Annotated in this window: 15 protein-coding genes; 9 read left to right on the forward strand and 6 right to left on the reverse strand. The window is 75.3% G+C overall.

Annotated features, from left to right (window positions below):
• Window positions 1-7: 7 nt before the first annotated feature.
• Together AB0883_RS20215 and AB0883_RS20220 are read right to left on the reverse strand one after the other, a co-directional pair.
• On the reverse strand, window positions 8-1,738 hold the full coding sequence (locus AB0883_RS20215; protein ID WP_366642715.1) for an ABC transporter ATP-binding protein: 1,731 nt from the start codon (window positions 1,736-1,738) through the stop codon (window positions 8-10).
• On the reverse strand, window positions 1,735-3,612 hold the full coding sequence (locus AB0883_RS20220) for an ABC transporter ATP-binding protein (RefSeq protein ID WP_366642716.1): 1,878 nt from the start codon (window positions 3,610-3,612) through the stop codon (window positions 1,735-1,737). The genes AB0883_RS20215 and AB0883_RS20220 overlap by 4 nt, the downstream gene beginning before the upstream one ends.
• Before the next feature lie 129 nt (window positions 3,613-3,741).
• Between AB0883_RS20220 and AB0883_RS20225 the strand changes: the two genes are divergently transcribed.
• On the forward strand, window positions 3,742-5,445 hold the full coding sequence (locus AB0883_RS20225) for a bifunctional 3'-5' exonuclease/DNA polymerase (RefSeq protein WP_366642717.1): 1,704 nt from the start codon (window positions 3,742-3,744) through the stop codon (window positions 5,443-5,445).
• A 15-nt stretch (window positions 5,446-5,460) separates the two neighbouring features.
• Here the strand turns inward: AB0883_RS20225 and AB0883_RS20230 are convergent, their stop codons facing one another.
• Window positions 5,461-5,874: a helix-turn-helix domain-containing protein gene (locus tag AB0883_RS20230; protein WP_121400786.1), complete on the reverse strand. Its 414-nt coding sequence runs from the start codon at window positions 5,872-5,874 to the stop codon at window positions 5,461-5,463.
• Window positions 5,875-5,955: 81 nt separating this feature from the next.
• Between AB0883_RS20230 and AB0883_RS20235 the strand changes: the two genes are divergently transcribed.
• The 4 genes from AB0883_RS20235 to AB0883_RS20250 all read left to right on the forward strand — a co-directional run bounded on the left by AB0883_RS20235 (window position 5,956) and on the right by AB0883_RS20250 (window position 9,274).
• On the forward strand, window positions 5,956-6,768 hold the full coding sequence (locus AB0883_RS20235; RefSeq protein WP_366642718.1) for an NAD(P)H-binding protein: 813 nt from the start codon (window positions 5,956-5,958) through the stop codon (window positions 6,766-6,768).
• A gap of 195 nt (window positions 6,769-6,963) precedes the next feature.
• Complete coding sequence (locus AB0883_RS20240) at window positions 6,964-7,557, forward strand: nucleotidyltransferase family protein (RefSeq protein WP_366642719.1); 594 nt, start codon at window positions 6,964-6,966, stop codon at window positions 7,555-7,557.
• Between the two features lie 128 nt (window positions 7,558-7,685).
• A complete protein-coding gene (locus AB0883_RS20245) occupies window positions 7,686-8,213 on the forward strand; it encodes a hypothetical protein (RefSeq protein ID WP_366642720.1) in 528 nt (175 codons plus the stop codon).
• Entirely contained in the window at window positions 8,210-9,274 is a 1,065-nt protein-coding gene (locus tag AB0883_RS20250) for a phosphotransferase (protein ID WP_366642721.1), read from the forward strand. Before AB0883_RS20245 ends, AB0883_RS20250 begins: the two co-directional genes overlap by 4 nt.
• 18 nt (window positions 9,275-9,292) lie before the next feature.
• Here AB0883_RS20250 and AB0883_RS20255 read toward each other — a convergent pair whose 3' ends face one another.
• From AB0883_RS20255 to AB0883_RS20265, 3 genes are all read right to left on the reverse strand, one after another.
• Window positions 9,293-10,102: a metal-dependent hydrolase gene (locus AB0883_RS20255; RefSeq protein ID WP_088999461.1), complete on the reverse strand. Its 810-nt coding sequence runs from the start codon at window positions 10,100-10,102 to the stop codon at window positions 9,293-9,295.
• 201 nt (window positions 10,103-10,303) lie between these two features.
• On the reverse strand, window positions 10,304-11,635 hold the full coding sequence (locus AB0883_RS20260; protein WP_366642722.1) for a glycosyltransferase family 4 protein: 1,332 nt from the start codon (window positions 11,633-11,635) through the stop codon (window positions 10,304-10,306).
• A gap of 139 nt (window positions 11,636-11,774) precedes the next feature.
• A complete protein-coding gene (locus AB0883_RS20265; protein ID WP_366642723.1) occupies window positions 11,775-13,718 on the reverse strand; it encodes an amylo-alpha-1,6-glucosidase in 1,944 nt (647 codons plus the stop codon).
• Between the two features lie 42 nt (window positions 13,719-13,760).
• Here AB0883_RS20265 and AB0883_RS20270 point away from each other — a divergent pair, with 42 nt between their 5' ends.
• The 4 genes from AB0883_RS20270 (at window position 13,761) to AB0883_RS20285 (ending at window position 19,029) form a co-directional block, all read left to right on the forward strand.
• Complete coding sequence (locus AB0883_RS20270) at window positions 13,761-16,469, forward strand: glucosidase (protein WP_366642724.1); 2,709 nt, start codon at window positions 13,761-13,763, stop codon at window positions 16,467-16,469.
• A gap of 216 nt (window positions 16,470-16,685) precedes the next feature.
• Window positions 16,686-17,264, forward strand: coding sequence for a TetR/AcrR family transcriptional regulator (locus AB0883_RS20275; protein WP_366642725.1), 579 nt, complete (start codon window positions 16,686-16,688; stop codon window positions 17,262-17,264).
• A 133-nt stretch (window positions 17,265-17,397) separates the two neighbouring features.
• Entirely contained in the window at window positions 17,398-18,105 is a 708-nt protein-coding gene (locus AB0883_RS20280; protein WP_366642726.1) for an HAD family hydrolase, read from the forward strand.
• Window positions 18,106-18,114: 9 nt separating this feature from the next.
• Window positions 18,115-19,029 (forward strand): GNAT family N-acetyltransferase, encoded by a 915-nt coding sequence (locus AB0883_RS20285; protein WP_366642727.1) that lies wholly within the window; start codon window positions 18,115-18,117, stop codon window positions 19,027-19,029.
• Window positions 19,030-19,054 lie beyond the last annotated feature (25 nt).

The raw sequence follows: 19,054 nt of genomic DNA on the forward strand, positions 1-19,054 counted from the left end.
GGGCGGGTCAGGGGTGCCAGGAACGCCACAGGGCGGCGTACGGGCCGTCGGCCCGGACCAGCTCGTCGTGACTGCCGAGCTCGGTGATCCGGCCCCCCTCCAGCACCGCCACCCGGTCGGCGTCGTGGGCGGTGTTGAGGCGGTGCGCGATCGCGATGACGGTCCGCCCGGTGAGCAGGGCGGCCAGGGCCCGCTCGGTGCGCCGGGCGGTGGTCGGGTCGAGAGCGGCGGTCGCCTCGTCGAGGATCAGCGTGTGCGGGTCGGCGAGCACCAGCCGGGCCAGCGCGAGCTGCTGGGCCTCGGCCGCCCCGAGCTGGTGTGCCCCGTCGCCGAGGGGGGTGTCCAGGCCGTCGGGCAGGCGGGCGTACCAGTCGGCGCCGACCGTGGCCAGCGCCGCGCGCATCCGGTCGTCGGAGGCGTCCGGGGCGGCGAACGCGAGGTTGTCGCGTAGCGAGCCGATGAAGACGTGGTGCTCCTGGGTGACCAGGGCGATGCGCCGCCGGCGCTCGGCCGGGTCCAGGTCGGTCACGGGGCAGCCGCCGACGCTGACGACCCCCTCCCGGGGCGCGTCGATCCCGGCGAGCAGGCGCGCCAGGGTGGACTTCCCGGCCCCCGACGGCCCGACGAGCGCCAACCGCTCGCCGGGCCGCACCTCGAGGTCGATGCCGTGCAGCACGTCGGGTCCGCCGCCGTACGCGAACCGGGCGCCCCGGACGACCAGCCGCTCGTCCACCGGCGCGGCGGCCCGGCCGGGCCGCTCCGGCGGCACCTGGCCGACACCGAGCACCCGGGCGAACGAGGCGAAGCCGCGCTGCGCCTGCTCCGTCCACTGGAGGATCCGGTCCAGCGGCTCGATCGCCTGCTGCAGGTAGAGCGTGGCGGTGACCACCGCGCCGAGGGACACCTCACCCCGCGTGAGCAGGAGCCCACCGACCAGCAGCAGGGCGGCCACGGGCAGCGGGTAGCTGGCCTCCACCACGGTGAAGAACACGGTGCGCAGCGCCAGGGTCGCCCGCCGGGCGCCCCAGACCCGGGCGATGCGCGCGGTGCCGTGCCCGATCCGTTCGTCGGCGAGGCGCAACGCCTCGACCGTACGGGCGCCCTCCGCGGTGGTCGTCAGCGTCTCGGTCAGCTCGGCGGCGGCCGCCCCCTCGGCCAGGTACGCCGGGCTGGCGCGCCGCAGGTACCACCGGGTCACCAGCGCGATCGTCGGCAGCCCGGCGAGCGCGGCCAGCCCGAGCAGCGGGTGCAGCAGGAACACCGCGCCGAACAGCAGCGTCAGCTGCACCGAGGCGATGACGATGGTGGGCACCACGTCCCGGACTGTGGTGCCGACCGTCGCCACGTCGACCGAGCTGCGGGTCGCGAGGTCCCCGGAGCCGGCGCGCTCGACGACGTCGACGGGCAGGTTCAGCGTGCGCTCGACGAACTCCTCGCGCAGCCGGGCCACGGCGCGCTCGCCGAAGCGGTGGCCGGTGTACCGCGCGTACCGCGACAGCAGCGTCTGGACCAGCACGGCCCCGCCGATCGCCAGGGCGAGCCGGTCGACGGTGGCGACGCCGGCCCCGGCGGACACCCGGTCGACGATGGTGCCGAGCAGCCACGGCGGGGCGAGCCCGGCGACCGTGGCGGTGGCGTGCAGCGCCAGCACGACCGCGACGGCGCGCCGGTCCCGGGCGATCAGCCCGCGTGTCGCCCGGCGCACGGTGGCCCGGTCGGCGACCGGCAGCCCGCTCACCGCAGCGCCTGCTCGGCGTCGGCGTCGCCACGGGCCACGAGCCGCCGGTAGCCCGGGTCCCGGTCGAGCAGGTCGGCGTGGGTGCCGGTGGCGGCGACCCGCCCCGCGACCAGGTGGGCGACCTCGTCGGCCCGTCCCAGCAGCAGCGGCGAGGTGGTGAGCACGACGGTCGTCCGTCCGGCCCGCGCGTGGCGCAGCCGCGCGGCGATGCGCGCCTCGGTGTGCGCGTCCACCGCCGAGGTCGGCTCGACGAGGATCAGCACCTCCGGTTCGGCGAGCAACGCCCGGGCCAGCCGGATCCGTTGCCGCTGGCCGCCGGAGAGGGAGCGGGCGCGGGTGTCCAGCGGGGTGTCGAGCCCGCGCGGCAGGGCGTCGACGACGTCCTCGGCCGACGCGGCGTGCAGGGCGGAGGCGATCCGGTCGCGGTCACCGTCGGGCCGGGCCCCGCGCAGCACCTCCCGCAGTGTCCCGGCGAACAGGTAGGCGTCGTGGTCGGCGACCAGGATGCGGGCCCGCACCTGCTCCAGCCCGACGCCGGTCAGCGGCACGCCGCCCCAGGTGGCGTCGCTGACGGTGTACCGGCCGAGCCGGTCGGCCAGGGCGAGGGCGTCGGCCGGGTCGGCGGCGGCCACCGCGGTGAGGCGGCCGGCCCGCACGGTCAGCCCGCTCGACCGGTCGTGCAGGTCGGCGGGGCCGCCCGGGGCCGTGAGCGGACCGGCGGGGCCGGCGGGGGCCGGGACGGGAATGGCGGGGCTGCCGGGGACCGTGGGCGGGGTTGCGGGGGCCGGGACCGGGGCGGTGGGGCCGGCCGGCTGCCGGCTGCCGGGAACCGTCGCCGCGCCGGCACGCGTCGGCGTGTCGCGTGGCCCGCCGACGTCGTCCGGCGTGACGGCGAGCAGGGCGACGATCCGGCGGGCCGCGACCCGGCCCCGGATCAGCTGGTGGCCGCCCTCCAGCAGGAACCAGACCGGCACGACGAGTGTCGCGACGTAGCCGTAGACGGCGACCAGTTCCCCGACGCTGATGTCGCCGGTGACCGTCATCCGGGCCGACAGCCACACCACCGCCGCGAGGAACAGCCCGGGGACGGCCACCGTCGCCGCGTCGATCCAGCTGTTCACGGCGCCGACCCGGTAACCCTCGACGAGCAGGTCGCGGGAGCGGGCCGCGTACCGGTGGGCGAACAGGCCCCGGCCACCCACCCCGGCGAGCACCCGCAGCCCGGCCACGATGTCGCCCGACCGGGCGGTCAGCTCACCCTGCTGCTGGCGGTAGACCGACTCCGCCCGCTCCAGCCGGCGCAGCAGGGGAGCGACGACCAGGACGACCGACGGCACGCCCACCAGCACGCAGAGCGCGAGCAGGGGCGAGATCGACCAGAGCACGACGGCGACGACCAGGTACGCGACCACCGCGCCGACGCCGGGCCCGGTCACCGTCATCACCTGCGCCACCCGGTCGATGTCGGTGCCGCCGACCGTGGCCACCTCGCCCGCCGCGGCCCGGCGCGGCAGCACGGCGCCGACCCGGGACAGCTGGCGGAGCACCACGGCGGCGGAGCGCGCCTTCGCGTCCTCCCGGATGAAGGTCATCGTGCGGTGCCGCATGATGCCCAGCCAGGACAGCGCCACGCCGGCGACGACGATCGCCGCCACCCACTGGGCCAGGGCCCGGGTGTCGCCGGTGCGCAGTCCGTCGTCCACGGCGCGGGAGATCAGGTAGGGCCGGACCGACAGGGCGGTCATCCAGGCCGTGCCGAACAGGCTGCCGCGCAGCACCCGCCACGGCTGGCAGCGGACCAGCCACCACAGGTACCGCAACGGGCCCCGGACGTCCGGAGTGCCGGGCTCGGGGTGGGGGATCCGTGGTGGCACTCGGCCTACGCTAGCGAGCCGGGCACCGTCGCACCGCCCCGTTTCCGCCGGGCCGCCGGCCGACGTCTCGTCGCCGGCGGTCGCGCCGACCCGCCCGGCCCGGGACGCGGCGGGTGGCCGGCGCGTGAAGTGTCGCAGGGGCGAGGCAGAATCGCATCCGTGCTGGTGGCGGTGGTCTCGGACGAGCGCGGCGGGGGAGCGCTGCAATCCCTCGACGCCGCCGGGCTGCCCGTCGGTCCGGTGCGGCCGGTCAGCGACCTGGCCGCGGCCGTCGCGGCGCGCGAGGCGGCGGAGCGGCCGCGCTGGGTGTGGGCCTCCGGCGCGACCGTCTACCCCGCGCTGCTGCGTGCCGGGGTGCGGGTCGAGCGCTGCCACGACGTCGAGCTGACCGAGGCCCTGCTGCTCGGCCACGCCGGCCGCTGGGGCGAGCCCCGCTCGTTCGCGGCGGCCTGGGCCCGGCTGACCGGCGCACCGGTGCCGCCCGACCCGCCGCCCCGTCCGGCCGCGCCGCCCGGCCACGGCCAGGGCGCGCTCTTCGACGCCCTGCCCGGCCCGCCGGGCCCCGGCGTCGAGGCGCTGACCCGCGTCTACGCCGACCAGCTCGCCCGGATCGCCGCGACCGAGCATCCCGGCCGGTTCCGGCTGCTGGTCGCCGCCGAGTCGGCCGGCGCGCTGATCGCCGTGGAGATGGGGGTCGCCGGGCTGCCCTGGCGGGCCGACGTGCACGACGAGATCCTCGCCGAGCTGCTCGGCGAGCCGTCGCCGGTGGGCGGCCCGCCGCGCCGGCTGGCCGAACTGGCCGCGCGGATCGCCGACGCGTTCGGCGTACGCCAGCTGCACGCCGACTCCCCGGCGGAGCTGCTGCGGGCGTTCGCCCGGGCCGGGGTGGACCTGCCCAACACCCGGGCCTGGGTGCTGCGCGGGGTGGACCACCCGGCGGTGCCGCTGGTCCTGGAATACAAGGAGCTCTACCGGATCTGGACGGCGCACGGCTGGGCCTGGCGCGACGCCTGGGTGCGCGACGGGCGGTTCCAGCCGGAGTACGTCCCGGGCGGGGTCGTCTCCGGCCGCTGGGCGACCCGGGGCGGCGGCGCGTTGCAGATCCCCAAGGTGATCCGGCGGGCGGTGGTGGCCGATCCGGGCTGGCGGTTCGTGGTCGCCGACGCCGGCCAGTTGGAGCCGAGGGTGCTCGCCGCGGTCTCCGGCGACGCCCGGCTCGCCGCCGCCGGTGGTGCCGGCGACCTCTACGCCGCCCTCGCCCAGGACGCCTTCGGCGGCGACCGGCCCCGGGCCAAGGTCGCGCTGCTCGGCGCGATGTACGGGCAGACCGGCGGGGCGGCGGTGCCGGCGCTGGCGGTGCTGCGGCGCAACTACCCGACGGCCTTCGGCTACGTGGAGGCGGCCGCCCGCACGGGGGAGGCCGGCGGGCTGGTGCGGTCCTGGCTGGGGCGCACCTGCCCGCCCGGCACGGCCGGGTTCGGCGACGCCGAGGCCGACCTCCCCGACGGCGGCGGCGATCCGCAGTCGCCGCGGGCGCGGGCGGCCCGCTCCCGGGGGCGGTTCACCCGCAACTTCGTCATCCAGGCCACCGCCGCCGAGTGGGCCTCGACCCTGCTGGCGACGCTGCGCGGCCGGCTCGCCGACGCCGGCGGCGAGCTGGTCTTCTTCCAGCACGACGAGGTGATCGTGCACTGCCCGGCGGAGCGGGCCGACGCCGTCGCCGACGCGGTCACCCGGTGCGGTGCGCAGGCCGCCGCGCTGCTCTTCGGCGACACCCCGGTCCGCTTCCCGCTGGATCTGTCCATCGTGGACTGCTACGCCGACGCGGCGTGACGGCTCCCGCCCGGGTCAGGAGACGCCGGATCCGGGGTTGGCGGCGTCCCACGCGTGCCGCGACTCGGCGATGGCGTCCTTGTGCGCCAGCGACCAGTCAGCCAACTGCCGCACCAGGTGGGTCAGGCTCCTGCCGCGCTCGGTCAGCTCGTAGGTCACGGTCACCGGGACGGTCGGGTACGCGGTGCGCAGCACCAGGCCGTCGCGCTCCAGGCGGCGCAGGGTCAGGGTGAGCATCCGCTGCGAGATGCCGTGGATGGCCCGTTGCAGCTCCCGGAACCGGCGGACGCCGGAGGAGAGTTCGACGATCGCGAGCACCGACCACTTGTCGCCGATGCGGTCGAGCACGTCGCGGATGCCGCAGTCCGGATGCTCCGGCAGGCCGCAGGGTGCGAGCGCGTCGGTTACCGCCGTGTGCCCTGCCGACATCGAAGTGCCTCCTTGTGGCCGCTGCCGTGGTTCCCGACGATGAGGTTAGTTCTGATTCGGTACCACCGAAAGGCTCCCCTCATGCTGCTGGTCACCGGCGCCTCCGGGCACCTGGGTTCCCTCATCCACGCCGGGCTGGCCGAGCGGGGCCTCGCCCCGCTCGCCGGCACCCGTACCCCCGGTCGCTTCGGCCCCGCCGGGCGGGTCGTGGACTTCGACGACCCGGCGGGGCCGGACCTGGCGGGCGTACGCGTGCTGGTGCTGGTCTCCGCCGGCTACGGCGAGGACGACGTCGTCCTCGCCCGCCACGACCGGGCGATCGCGTCCGCGGAGCGGCACGGGGTGGCTCACGTCGTCTACACGAGCCTGGTCGGCGCCGGCGACCACCTGGCCTTCGCGCTCGCGCACCGGTGGACGGAGCGTCGGCTGCGGGAGAGCCGGCTGGGCTGGACGATCCTGCGCAACGGGCTCTACGCCGAGCTGTTCGGTCAGCTGGCGGCCCCGGTCGACGGCGCGGTCACGGCCCCGTTCGGCACGGGAGCGCTGGCCGCCGTGGCCCGGCAGGATCTGGCCGACGCCGCCGTGCGGGTGGCCGCCGACCCCGCCGCCCACCGCGGCCGCACGTACGAGCTGACCGGGCCCGTCGCGCTCACCGCGGCCGGTCTGGCCGCCGAGTGGGGCGTGCCGTACCGCCCGGTGTCGTTGGGCGAGCGGCGTGCCGCCCTGGCGGGCCCGGGCCTGCTGCCGTTCCAGCCGGCCATGCTCATGTCGATCTACTCCGCCACGGCGGCCGGGTTCCTCGCGCGGACTGACGGGGACCTGGCGCGCCTGCTGTCGCGTCCGCCCCGCGACCCGCTGCCGGTCGCGGTGGCCGCCGCCGGGGCGCCGTCCTGACCGTACGCACAGCCCGTGACGGGCGGTGCGGTGCGGTTCCAGGCCGGTAACAGTTGCACTATTTTCCCTTTTCGCCCCGCTACCCGGTCCGCCTTGTCCTCGTTGCTCCCGATGTCCGTACGACGGAGCGGGCCGTGTCCTCGCGCCACGGCCCGCTCCACGGTGGAGGGGGCCCAGCTGAACCGGATCGCAGGAATGATCATCGCCGCGGGCGGGGGACGCCGCATCGGCGGCCCCGAGGCGCTGCTGCACCAGGGGGAGAAGCCCCTGGTGAACCAGATGATCGACACGATGACCGAGGCGGGCTGCGAGCGGATCGTGGTCGTGCTCGGCGCCGCGGCCGACCAGGTCCGCGAGACGGCGGACCTGAGCCGGGCCACGGTGGTGATCAACCGGGCGTGGGGGACCGGCGTCGGCTCGTCCATCCGGGCGGGCCTGGCCGCACTCGACGACGAGGGCATCGAGGCGGTCGTGGTGGTGCCGGTCGACATGCCCGGCCTGACCGCCACCGCCGTGCGTCGGGTGGTCGCGCTGCCGTACCCCGACGTGCTGGTCTGCGCCACCTACGACGGGCTGCGCGGCTACCCGATGCTGTTCGGACGCCGGCACTGGTCCGGCATCGCCACCCTGGCCAGCGCGGACGTGGGCGCCCGGCCCTACCTGCTCGCGCACAAGGACCAGATCGTCGACATCTCCTGCGACTCGGTGGCCGACGGCAGCCGGGTCGACACCCCGGAACTGATGGCGCTCTACGGGCTGACCGTCCCACCCCAGCGCGTCGGCGCCTAGACCCGTCGGCGGCCGTCCGGTACCGCCACTGCCCCCACGCCAGGCCCCTGTTCCGCTAGCGTCGGCGGACGCGGCGTCCGCCGCCGTGGCACATTGCGGCGGCCCGCTGACGCGGGGGAGGTCCGCCGATGATCGGAACGTTGATCCGGCACGTCGCAGGGGCGGTCGCCGCCTGGCTGGTGTACGTCGCCGAGGGGTCGGTCGGCCTCCTGGCGCGGCTCGCGTTGGCCCTGGTCGCCGACGCCGGCCCGGGCGGGCCACTGGCCAGGCCCTTCATGGTGCTGGACGCCGCCCTGCCGGGTGCCGTCCTGGTGCTGCTCGTGGTGGTGCCGGCGGTCGTCATCGGCGACGTCGCCCTCGCCCGCCGTGGCGCGTTCGCCCGCACGCTGGCGGCCTGCGGGGTGGCCGTGCTCCTCGTCGGCCTGTACGTCGTCGGCATCGCGGCCGTCACCGGGGCGGTCGTCGCCGACGCGGCGCTGGCCTGGTTCCTTACGACGGCGGTCGTGCTCTGCCCGGTGGTGGCCCACTCGGCCGTGGTGCGGTGGGCACGGGCGGCGACCGGGTGGCTGGCCCGCTGGCGCCGCCCCGGCCCGCCGGTCACGGGCGCTCCGTCCGCGTCCCCGGTGGCCCGTCCCGGCGATGCTGGGGCCCCGTGACCGCGTCCCGCCCGCCGACCGACCTGGTCCCCGCCGACGCGCCGGCCGAGCAGCTCACCCACAACACGCTCAACGGGGTGACCGGCGGCATCTGGCGCACCCGCCGGGACGGGCGGTCGGCCGTGCTGAAACTCCTCACCCGGCCCGGCCGCCCCGCCCCGGCACACTGGGCCGGCAGCGACGATCCGGGGCACTGGAACTACTGGCGCCGCGAGGTCGAGGCGTACCGCAGCGGCCTGGCCACCGCCGCGTACGCCGACGCCGGGCTGGCCGCGCCGACGCCGCTGGCGGTCGACGACCGGCCGGACGGCTCGGTGGCGCTGTGGCTGTCCGAGGCGGACGGTCGGCCGGGCATCGCCTGCACGCCGGCCGACCTCGGCGAGGTGGCCGTCCGGCTCGGCGCCGGGCACGCCCGGTGGCTCGGCGACCCCGAGGCGCGGGAACTGGCGCCCGACGGTCGTCCGCCGGACTGGCTGGCGCGCGACTGGCTGCGCGACTACACGCTGAGCCGGCCCGTGGCCGCGCCGGTGCCGTGGGAGCACCCGGTCGCCGTCGCCGCCTGGCCGGGCCCCCTGCGCGACGCGCTGCGGGCGCTGTGGGACCGGCGGCACGAGGTGCTCGCCGCCACCGACCGGCTGCCCCGCACGCTCTGCCACCACGACTGCTGGCCGATGAACCTGGTGTTCACCGCCGACGGCCCGGTGCTGCTGGACTGGTCCGGCGTCGGCCCGGGGCCGATCGGCGAGGACGCGGCCAACCTGGTGCTGGACACCTTCCTCGACGGGCTGGTCGACGTCGCGCTGCTCGACGAGGTGGCCGCGACCGTGGTCGACCGCTACGCCGAGGGGCTGCGCGGCGCCGTCGCGCCGGAGGCGGTGGCCCGGGCCGTCCGGCTCACGGGGGCGGCCAAGTACTTCTGGCTGGCGCCCCTGATGCTCGGTCGGCTCGGCCGCTCCGCCATCAGCCAGACCTACGACGCCCGCGGCGAGACGGAGATGATGGCGGGCCGCCGGCCCGTGCTGGAACTGCTCGTCCGCTGGGCCGCCGGGGCGCTGGGCTGACCGGGCGCGGAAAGGCCGTCAGACGTCGATGTTGAAGCGTTGCAGCACCGACGGGGCGACCAGCCCGGCCGCCGCGAGCACCGAGATCGCGGTCAGCACGGTCCGGACGACCACCACCTCGGTCTTGCCGCCGGCCCGCAGGGCGATCTTGTTCGGCAGCCCGATCGGCGTCCACATCCGACGCTTGATCGGGATGGGCCAGAGGATGGGCACCCCGGCCCGGGTGATCATGTCGCCGAGGATGTGCACGAAGCAGCCCACCCCCACGGCGGTGCCGATCAGCGGGTAGCCCCGGCCGCCGGGCAGGTTGGCGAAGGTGTACCAGGCGGCGGCGGCCGACGCGAGGGTGACGATGACCCAGCCGGCGCGCTCCGCCCACTTGTCGAACAGGCCGCGCAGCGCCAGGCCGAACATGAAGAACAGGATGCCGATGACCGCCCACTTGCCGTACGCGGCGCAGAGCGTGGTGGTTCCCCAGCCGACCAGCAGGGTGAACGGGATGGTGTGGGTCAACGTGCGGTGGCCGTTGTTGCGGCGCGGATCCTTGCTGAGCTTCGTCGCGTAGTAGACCCCGAGCGAGACCTTCTCCATCACCTCGGCGATGAAGAGCGAGAACACGCCGAAGGTGCGGGCGACGGTCGCCCCGCCCTGGTTGCGGGTCACCTTGCCGGACAGGTCGAGGTCGGGGAAGAGCGCCCCACCGGCGCAGACCGCGGTGCCGACGGCGAGTTCCAGCGGCGACTGGTGGTAGTCGGCGAATTGTTGCAGCGCCCAGGACCCGGCCAGCCACACCGCCGCGCCGGACAGCGCGTGGGACGGTCCCATCATGTCGGCTCACCCTCCCCAGGGATCTTGAGCGCCAAAACTACGCCACTGTAGTTCGCCGGCGCTCCGCAGGGCATCGCCCGGACGGTCCACCTGGGACGGTGGCGGGGAGGGGTGGGTCACCGGCAGGAAGTATGCCGCCGCCGGGCGGCGGACGGGACCGTTCTGTCGGCCACCGGACGGCGGGGAGGCCGCCCCGGCCGCTCAGCGGACGGCGCCGCCGACGGCGAGCAGGTTCCCCTCCGGGATGGTGATCTTTCGACGGGCTCCACCGAGCCGGGCGGCGGCGCGCCGGGCCTGCGTCGGGCCGTGCTCGCGGCACGCCGTCGCGTACGTACCGGCGGTCCGGGCGGCGATGGTCGCCCAGCCGTACCGCTGGCCGACCATGGCGCGCGCCCGCCGGGCCACCCGCCGGGCGAAGACCTCGTCGCCGAGGATCTGGTCGACCGCCTCGCCGAGGGCGCCCGGGTCGCTGTGTGGGAAGGTCACCCCGGTCACGCCCGGCTCGACGATCTCCGCGAGGCCGCCGGTGCGGGCCACGGCCAGCGGCGCGCCGGCCGCCGCGGCCTCCAGGGCCACCATCCCGAACGGCTCGTAGAGGCTGGGCACCACGGTCGCGTCGGTGGCGCCGAGCAGCGCCGGGAGCCGGGTCGAGTCCAGAAAGCCCGCGAAGCGTACGGTCTGCCCGAGCCCGAGACTGCGGGTCTGCTCCTCCAACTCGGCGCGGTAGGGGCCGTCGCCCGCGATCACCACCCGCAGCCCGGGGTGCCGGTCGCGCAGGTACGGCACGGCGTGCACCAGGTGCTGCACGCCCTTCTCGTAGACCAGCCGGCCGGCGTACCCGACGAGCGGGCCGTCGCCGGCGAACCGGGCCCGGGCGGCGGTGACCGCCCCCGGCCGGGCGCGCCAGGCCCGGTCGTCGACGCCGTTGGGCACCACGTCGATCTGCCCGGCCGGCACGTCGAAGAGCGTGGTGACCTGGTCGCGCATGTAGCCCGAGCAGGCGATCACCCGGGCGGAGGCGTTGCTCAGCCAGTGTTCGACGCCGTGGATGGTGCGGTTCATCTCCTCGGGCAGCCAGCCCTGGTGCCGGCCGGCCTCGGTGGCGTGGATGGTGGTCACCAGGGGCAGGTCGAGGTGTTCGCGCAGGGTCGTCGCGGTGTGCGCGACGAGCCAGTCGTGGGCGTGGATGACGTCGTAGGTGCCGGCCTCGGTGGCGCGTAGTGCGGCGCGGGTGAGGGTGTGGTTGAAGGCCATGGTCCAGGCGAGCAGGGAGGAGGTGGCCAGGGGGAAGGTGACGGGGTCCTCGGCGGCGCGGACGACGCGGACGCCGTCGGCGTACTCCTCCAGGGGCGCGCCCTCGCTGTGCCGGGTGACGACGGTGACCTCGTGCCCGGCGGCGGCGAGGGCGACCGACAGGGCGTGCACGTGCCGGCCGAGCCCGCCGACCAGGACCGGCGGGTACTCCCAGGAGAGCATCAGCACCCGCTGCGGCCGGGCGGGATGGATGTCGATCACGTCGGCGTCAGGTGACATGCGGCCCCCTTTGAGTTGTCCCCGGGTGCGCGCCGACGGCACCGGAGCGGTGCCCGTGACGGTCGCGACTGGATCGGGACCCATCCTGCTGGTGGCTGGCTAACCGGCGGAGACGCCGCCGTTGCGGTCGTGTAAAGCGCTACCGGCCGTTCCTGCGGGCGCGCAGCAGCTCGGCGACCGACCACGCCTGGAACGGGCACCCGGTGGCGGCGTGCGGCGCGAGGCCGTCGGCCGTCTCACTCACCGATCCTAGGCCATATTCGGTCAGATGGGCCTCGATGCCGACGAAAAGGTCATCGACCGGCATCTTGGCCCGCCGGGCGGCGTCGGCGTACGGGCCGAGCAGCCAGGGCCAGACGGTGCCCTGGTGGTAGGCGCCGTCCCGCTCGGCCGGACCGCCCCGGTGCCGCCCGACGAACTCGGGCACGTCGGGGGAGAGGCTGCGCGGGCCCAGCGGGGTGAGCAGCCCGCCGGCGACCCGGCGCACGGTGGCCTCGTCGGGCTCCAGCGGGGCGTACGGCAGCGACCAGGCCAGCAGCTGGTTGGGGCGCAGCAGGTCGTCGTCGTGGTGCGCGGCGCCACCCAGCGGGTACGCCGGCGCGGGCGCGTCCACCACGTCGTGCAGCCAGCCCGTCGGGGCGGGGAACCGGTCCCGGAACGCGGCGCCGGCCCGCTCGTGCAGCCGCCACAGCTCGCCCGCGTCCCGCCCCGCCAGCTCGGTCAGCTCGGCCAGGCCGGCCAGCCCGTTGACCCAGAGCGCGTTGACCTCCACCGGCTTGCCCGTACGCGGGGTGACCGGCACCCCGTACACCCGGGCGTCCATCCAGGTCAGCGCCGTGCCCGGGGTGCCGCCCTGGGTGAGCAGCCCGTCGGCCGGGTCGACGGCGATGCCGAAGCGGGTGCCGGCCAGGTGCGCGTCGACCACCCCGTGCAGCGCGGGCAGCAGCTCGTCGCCGAGGTCGGTGTCGCCGGTGACGGTGACGTGCCGGCTGACCGCGTGCAGGAACCACAGGGTCGCGTCGACGGTGTTGTACTCCACCCGCCCGGTGTCGGCGGTGTTGGCGAGCATCCCCTCCGACAGCGTCGCCGCGTACGCCCGCAGCAGCTCCCGGCCCTCGTCGGCCCGGTTCGTGCAGAGGAACAGCCCCTCGTAGGAGATCATCGTGTCGCGCGACCAGGCGCCGAACCACGGGTAGCCGGCCACCACGTCCGGACCGGTGGAGGTGCGGACCACGAACGCGTCGGCGGCCAGCGTGAGCGTCGCCTCGACCGGGTCGGCCGGCTTCGCCGCGGCCACCACCCGCCGGTTGCGGACCCGGGCCGCCGCGACCACCTCGGTCGCCGGTGGCGGCTCCTCGGCCAGCTCGCCGGCCCAGGCGAGCACCGACACCGTGTCGCCCGGGCGCTCCAGCCCGCCCGAGAACCGGCCCGCGTACCAGAGGTCCTCGTCGGGGTTCAGGCCCCGCGCCGCCTCCTCCCGGTGGTGCGCGCCGAGCCACCACTGGCCCTGCGGGGTCCAGTCCGGCCCGGCGAGCCGGAACGCGCCCTCGACCACGGCCCCGCCCGGCACCGGCTCCACCCGTGGATCGGGGCCGTCCGCGCGGCGCTCGCCGTGCGCGTCCCGCCAGGTGCAGACCGCCGCCAGGTCGAGGCGCACCGGCCCGCCGGAGACCAGCCGGTGCACGACGGCGACGCAGGAGCGGCCGTGCGTCATCGCCAGCTCCCGCTCGATCACCACGTCGCCGATGCGCCAGCGCCACCGGGGCAGGCCGTCGGTCAGGTCGAAGCGCTCCAGCAGCTCGAAGCCGCGCGGGTCGACGTCGCCGGAGGCCCACTCGTGCGCGCCCAGACGGACCCGGGCGCCGGAGGGGAACAGCACGGCCGGGTCCAGGCCGACCAGTCCCACACGGCGGGACGCCGGCGTCTCGCCGGCCACCACGAGCAGTCCGTGGTACCGGCGGGTGCGCAGCCCGCTCACCGTGCCGGTGGCGTAGCCACCGAGACCGTCGGTGACCAGCCACTCCCGGGCGGCGCCGCCGGTCGGGTCGCCGCAGACCTGCGGGCCGAAGCGAATGTCGATCAACTTTCCTCCACCGGCGGCGGGGTGCAACACACCACGACGAGAATGGCTCCTGTGGTGAAGTCCCCCGTCGGCGTCGAAGATGTGCGAGTGATCACCGACGTGCCGACCCCCGACGACTCCGCGCCCGACCCCGAACGGCTCCGGCTGGCTCAGGCCGACGCCGGGGAGCAGGACTGGCGCGCATGGGGTCCCTATCTGTCCGAGCGGGCGTGGGGGACGGTACGGGAGGACTACAGCGAGCACGGTACGGCCTGGGACTACTTCCCGCACGACCACGCGCGGTCCAGAGCCTACCGGTGGAGCGAGGACGGCATGGCGGGCGTCTGCGACGACCGGCAGACGTTCTGCTTCGCCCTCGCCCTGTGGAACGGCAGGGACCCGATCCTCAAGGAGCGGATGTTCGGCCTCGGCGGCGACGGCGGCAACCACGGCGAGGACGCCAAGGAGTACTGGTGGTACGAGGACTCCACCCCCACCCACTCGTGGATGCGCTGGCGCTACCACTACCCGCAGGCCGCCTTCCCGTACGACGAGCTGGTCGCGGTCAACGCGCTGCGCGGCCGGGACGACACCGAGTACGAGCTGGTCGACACCGGCATCTTCGACGACGACCGGTACTGGGCGGTGACGGTCGACTACGCCAAGGCCACGCCGACGGACCTGTGCATTGTCGTCACCGTCGCCAACCGGGGCGACCGGGCGGCCACCCTGCACGTGCTGCCCACCCTCTGGTTCCGCAACACCTGGGCGTGGGGGCTGCCCGGCGGTGACCGGGTGCCCCGGCTGGTCGGCGAGGGATCGCGGCTCGTCGGCGAGCACCGGGTGCTCGGCCAGCTGCTGCTCGAGGGCGACGGCGAGCCCACGCCGCTGCTCTGCGACAACGACACCAACGCCGAGCGGCTCTGGGGGCTGCCCGGCCGCTCCCCGTACCCGAAGGACGGCATCAACGACCACGTGGTCGACGGGGCCCCGACGGTCAACCCGGCCCGGGAGGGCACCAAGGGCGCGCTGCACTACGTGCTGGACGTGCCGGCCGGCGCGCAGCGGCGCATCCGGCTGCGGCTGACCCGTACCGCCCCGCCGCCCGGCGGCACCCCGCCACCGCCGGCCGACCTCGGCGACGGCTTCGACGCGGTGGTGTGGGCCCGGCGGGCCGAGGCGAACCGGTTCTTCGCCGGGGTCGTCCCGGCCGCCGCGACACCGGACGAGGCCCTGATCGCCCGGCAGGCGATCGCCGGGCTGATGTGGGGCAAGCAGTTCTACCACTTCGACGTCAAGCGCTGGCTGGAGGGCGATCCCGGCTCGTCGCCGCCGCCGTCCGGGCGCCGGCACGGGCGCAACAGCGCCTGGTGGCACATGACGAGCTTCGACGTGATCTCCATGCCGGACCCGTGGGAGTACCCCTGGTACGCGGCCTGGGACCTGGCCTTCCACTGCGTCAGCATCGCCCGGGTCGACCCCGGCTTCGCCAAGGAGCAGCTGCTGCTCCTGCTCCGCGAGTGGTACCTGCACCCCAACGGCCAGATCCCCGCGTACGAGTGGGCGTTCGGCGACGTGAACCCGCCGGTGCACGCGTGGGCGGCGCTGAAGGTCTTCGAGATCGACGGCAGCCGGGACCACGACTTCCTGGCCCGGGTGATGCACAAGCTGCTGCTCAACTTCACCTGGTGGGTCAACCGCAAGGACACCGTCGGCAACAACGTCTTCGAGGGCGGCTTCCTCGGGCTGGACAACGTCGGCCCGTTCGACCGCTCGGCGGCGCTGCCGGTGGCCGGCGTGCTGGAGCAGTCCGACGGCACGGCCTGGATGGCCATGTACGCGCTGAACCTGCTGGACATCGCCGTCGTGCTGGCCGAGCACGACCGCACGTGGGTCGACACCGCCACCAAGTTCTTCGAGCACTTCGCCTACATCGCCGCCGCCGCGTACGAGCAGGGCCTGTGGGACGCCGAGGACGAGTTCTTCTACGACGTGCTGCGCCTCGCCGACGGCTCGAAGGTCCCCCTGAGGGTCCGCTCGGTCGTCGGCCTGCTGCCCCTGGCCGCGACGACCCGGCTCACCGCCCACACGCTGCACCGGCTGCCCGAGCTGCACGCCCGGTTGCGCTGGTTCCTCGCCAACCGCCCCGAGTACGCCGACGTCATCGGCGCCCGGCGGCTCGGCCCCGACGGCCGCCAGCACCGGCTGCTGTCCATGGTCGGCCCGGAGCAGATCGTCCGGCTGCTCGCCCGGATGCTCGACACCGACGAGTTCCTCTCCGAGTACGGCCTGCGCACGCTGTCGCGGGCCCACCTCGACAAGCCGTTCTCGGTGACCCTCGGCGGGCAGGAGTTCAGCGTCGGCTACGAACCGGCCGAGTCGACCAGCGGCCTGTTCGGGGGCAACTCGAACTGGCGCGGCCCGATCTGGATGCCGACCAACTTCCTGCTGATCAGCGCGCTGCGCGACTATGCCGCCTTCTTCGGCGACGACCTCCAGGTGGAGTATCCGACGCGCTCCGGGGTGAAGCGGACCCTCGACGAGATCGCCGACGACCTCTCCGCGCGGCTGATCTCGCTGTTCACCCGCGACGGCTGGGGCCGGCGGCCGATCTACGGCGCCGCCCAGCTCTTCCAGACCCACCCGGACTGGCGGGACCTGATCTGCTTCCCCGAGTACTTCCACGGTGACAACGGCGCCGGGCTGGGCGCCTGGCACCAGACCGGCTGGACGGCCCTGGTCGCCGACCTGATCCTCACCCTGCGCCGCTGACGGCCCGTCCCGCCACCCTGTCCCGTCCCACCGTGCCCGTCCCGCCGCCCTCGCCCCGTCCCGTCCCGTCCCGCCCGTCCCGCCGCGCGCGTCCCACCGCTTTCGGCTCGTCCTGGCGCGGCTCGTCCGGCCCGCTCCTCGGTGGCCCGCCAGGCGCAGAGTCGTCAATCCGTCACGAGTCCTTCACTGGTGGTGACGGTCGTTAGCATCGGCGGCGTGTCGTCAGCAGAGGGAGCAGACGCCGCGCCGGCCGAACGGGAGCGCGTCGTCCTGGCCGCTCGCCAGTTGGCCGAGGCCGAGGGGTGGGGGGCGGTGACCCACCGCCGGCTGGCCGAGCGGATCGGGATCGACATCGAGGTCGTCTACCGCCGGTTCCCGGACCCGGCCGCGTTGATGTCCGCCGTGGCGGTGCTCGGCTTCGCTGATCTGGCCGCCGCGCTCGCCGCCGCCCGGGCCGCCGCCACCGGGGGCGAGCGCGGGGAGTGGCCGGCCGTGGTGACGGCCTACCTGGACTTCGCGTACGCCAGTCCCGAGGTCTACGACGCGATGCTCGCCCACACCTCGGACCTCACCCTGGGCCGCGACCCGGGGCCCGGGGCGCCCCGGGCGGCCTTCGCCGAGCTGCGTGCGGCCCTGACGCCATTGGCTGCCGGCCGCGACCCCGACACCCTCGCCGAGGTCGGGTGGGCGCTGCTGCACGGTACGGTCATGCTGACCCGGGGTGGGCGGCTGCGCCCGGACGTGCAGGAACAGCGCGAGGAAATGATCATGGCGGGGCTGCTCGCCGGCCCGTGACCCGCGGCCCCACAACCCGCTTGCCGCGCGGAATCTTGGACAGTTACGGTGCGCACCGCACGGGAACTGTCCAAGATCAGATGGGTGCGCCCCCGCCAGCTTGGCTCGGAGCCGCATCGCGGGGAGGGGAGGCATGGGAGACACGCCGCGCCGGCGCGACGGGCAGGTGCTCGTCTTCGACGCCGACGACACGCTCTGGGAGAACAACGTCCTGTTCGAGCGGGTGATCGACGACTTCCTGGAGTGGCTGGACCATCCGACCCTCGATCGGGCCGAGACCCGGGCCATCCTGGACGACATCGAGCGGGCCAACGCGGTCGCGCACGGCTACGGCAGCAAGGTGTTCCTGCGCAGCCTGGGGGAGTGCCTGGAGCGGTTGCGGCAGCGGCCCGCGACCGAGGCGGAGCGGCGCGAGATCGAGGAGCTGGCCGCCGCCCTGGTCGCGCACCGGGTCGAGCTGATGCCGGGGGTGGCCGAGGCGCTGGACGCCCTGGCCGCCCGGCACGAGCTGCTGCTGCTGACCAAGGGCGAACGCGAAGAGCAGCAGCGCAAGCTCGACGCCTCCGGGCTGCTGCACCACTTCCGGGCCGCGCACATCGTGCGGGAGAAGGACGTGGACACCTACCGGTGGCTGGTCCGGGAGCACGGCGTCGACCCCGCCGTCACCTGGATGATCGGCAACTCCCCGAAGTCCGACATCCGGCCCGCCCGCGCCGCCGGGCTGAATGCCGTGTTCATCCCCAACGAGAACACCTGGGTGCTGGAGCACGACGAGCTGGACCCGGCCGACCCGGGCGTGCTGCGGCTGTCCGCCTTCACCGACCTGCTGCGCCACTTCTGAGGCGCAGTGGTGCGGACCACTGATCTCGCCGCGCGCCTGGCCTGCGTCGGGCGAACCTGGACCCCGCAGCAGCGGTTGCACGTCGGCAACGTCGCCTGGGCCCACACCCACGGGGACGGCAGCCCGGCCCCCGACGTCACCGTCGCCTGGGGCGATCCCCTCCTGGGCTTCGCCGACGTTTGGCTGCCGGCGTCGACTGTGGAGCCCGCGACGGCGTCACTGCACCTGGCACCGCAGACCACGACCCCCCACCAACTGGCGGGTGCGGTCGACGAGCTACTGCGGGTCGCATCCCGCGTCACGGTGGAGGTGCCGCTACAGCAGGCCGAGCTCGTCGACGCGCTGACGGCTCGGGGCTTCCGGGAGTCCGGTGGGCCGTGGTTCGCGCAGCTGTGGCGGAGCCTCGCCGATCTGTCCGACCTGGACGCGCACCCCACTCCCGACGGCTACTCGATTCGCCCAGCCCGCCCTGACGAGCTGGCGGAGCGGGTCGAGGTGCACCGCCGCTGCTGGGACCCGGCACGCATCAAGCGCATGCTCGATCTGCCGGTGACCGGCGACGAGGCCGGATCGAGCTATTCGGTCGACAAACATCTGGCGGTCATGGCCACGCCGGTATACCGCGGGGAACTGGACCTGGTCGCCGAGGCGGCCGACGGATCACTGGCCGCCTTCGGGCTGGGATGGTTCGACCCGGAGTCGGGGTCGGTCCTGTTCGAGCCGGTCGGGACCGGGCCACACCACGCCAGGCGTGGACTGGGGCGCGCCCTGTGCGCCGAGATCATGCGGGCGGCACGTGACCTCGGCGCCACCCAAGCGGTTGTCGGCCCGCGCGGCGACGGCGGATACCCGGTGCCGCGCCGGCTCTACGAGGGGCTGCGAATGCGCGAGGTCGCCCAGGTCGTCTCCTTCGCCACCGCATGACGGTCCCTCACCCACGCCCGATCGG

Origin of the sequence: Micromonospora sp. NPDC047812, assembly GCF_040704175.1 — a bacterium.
GTDB lineage: Bacteria > Actinomycetota > Actinomycetes > Mycobacteriales > Micromonosporaceae > Micromonospora.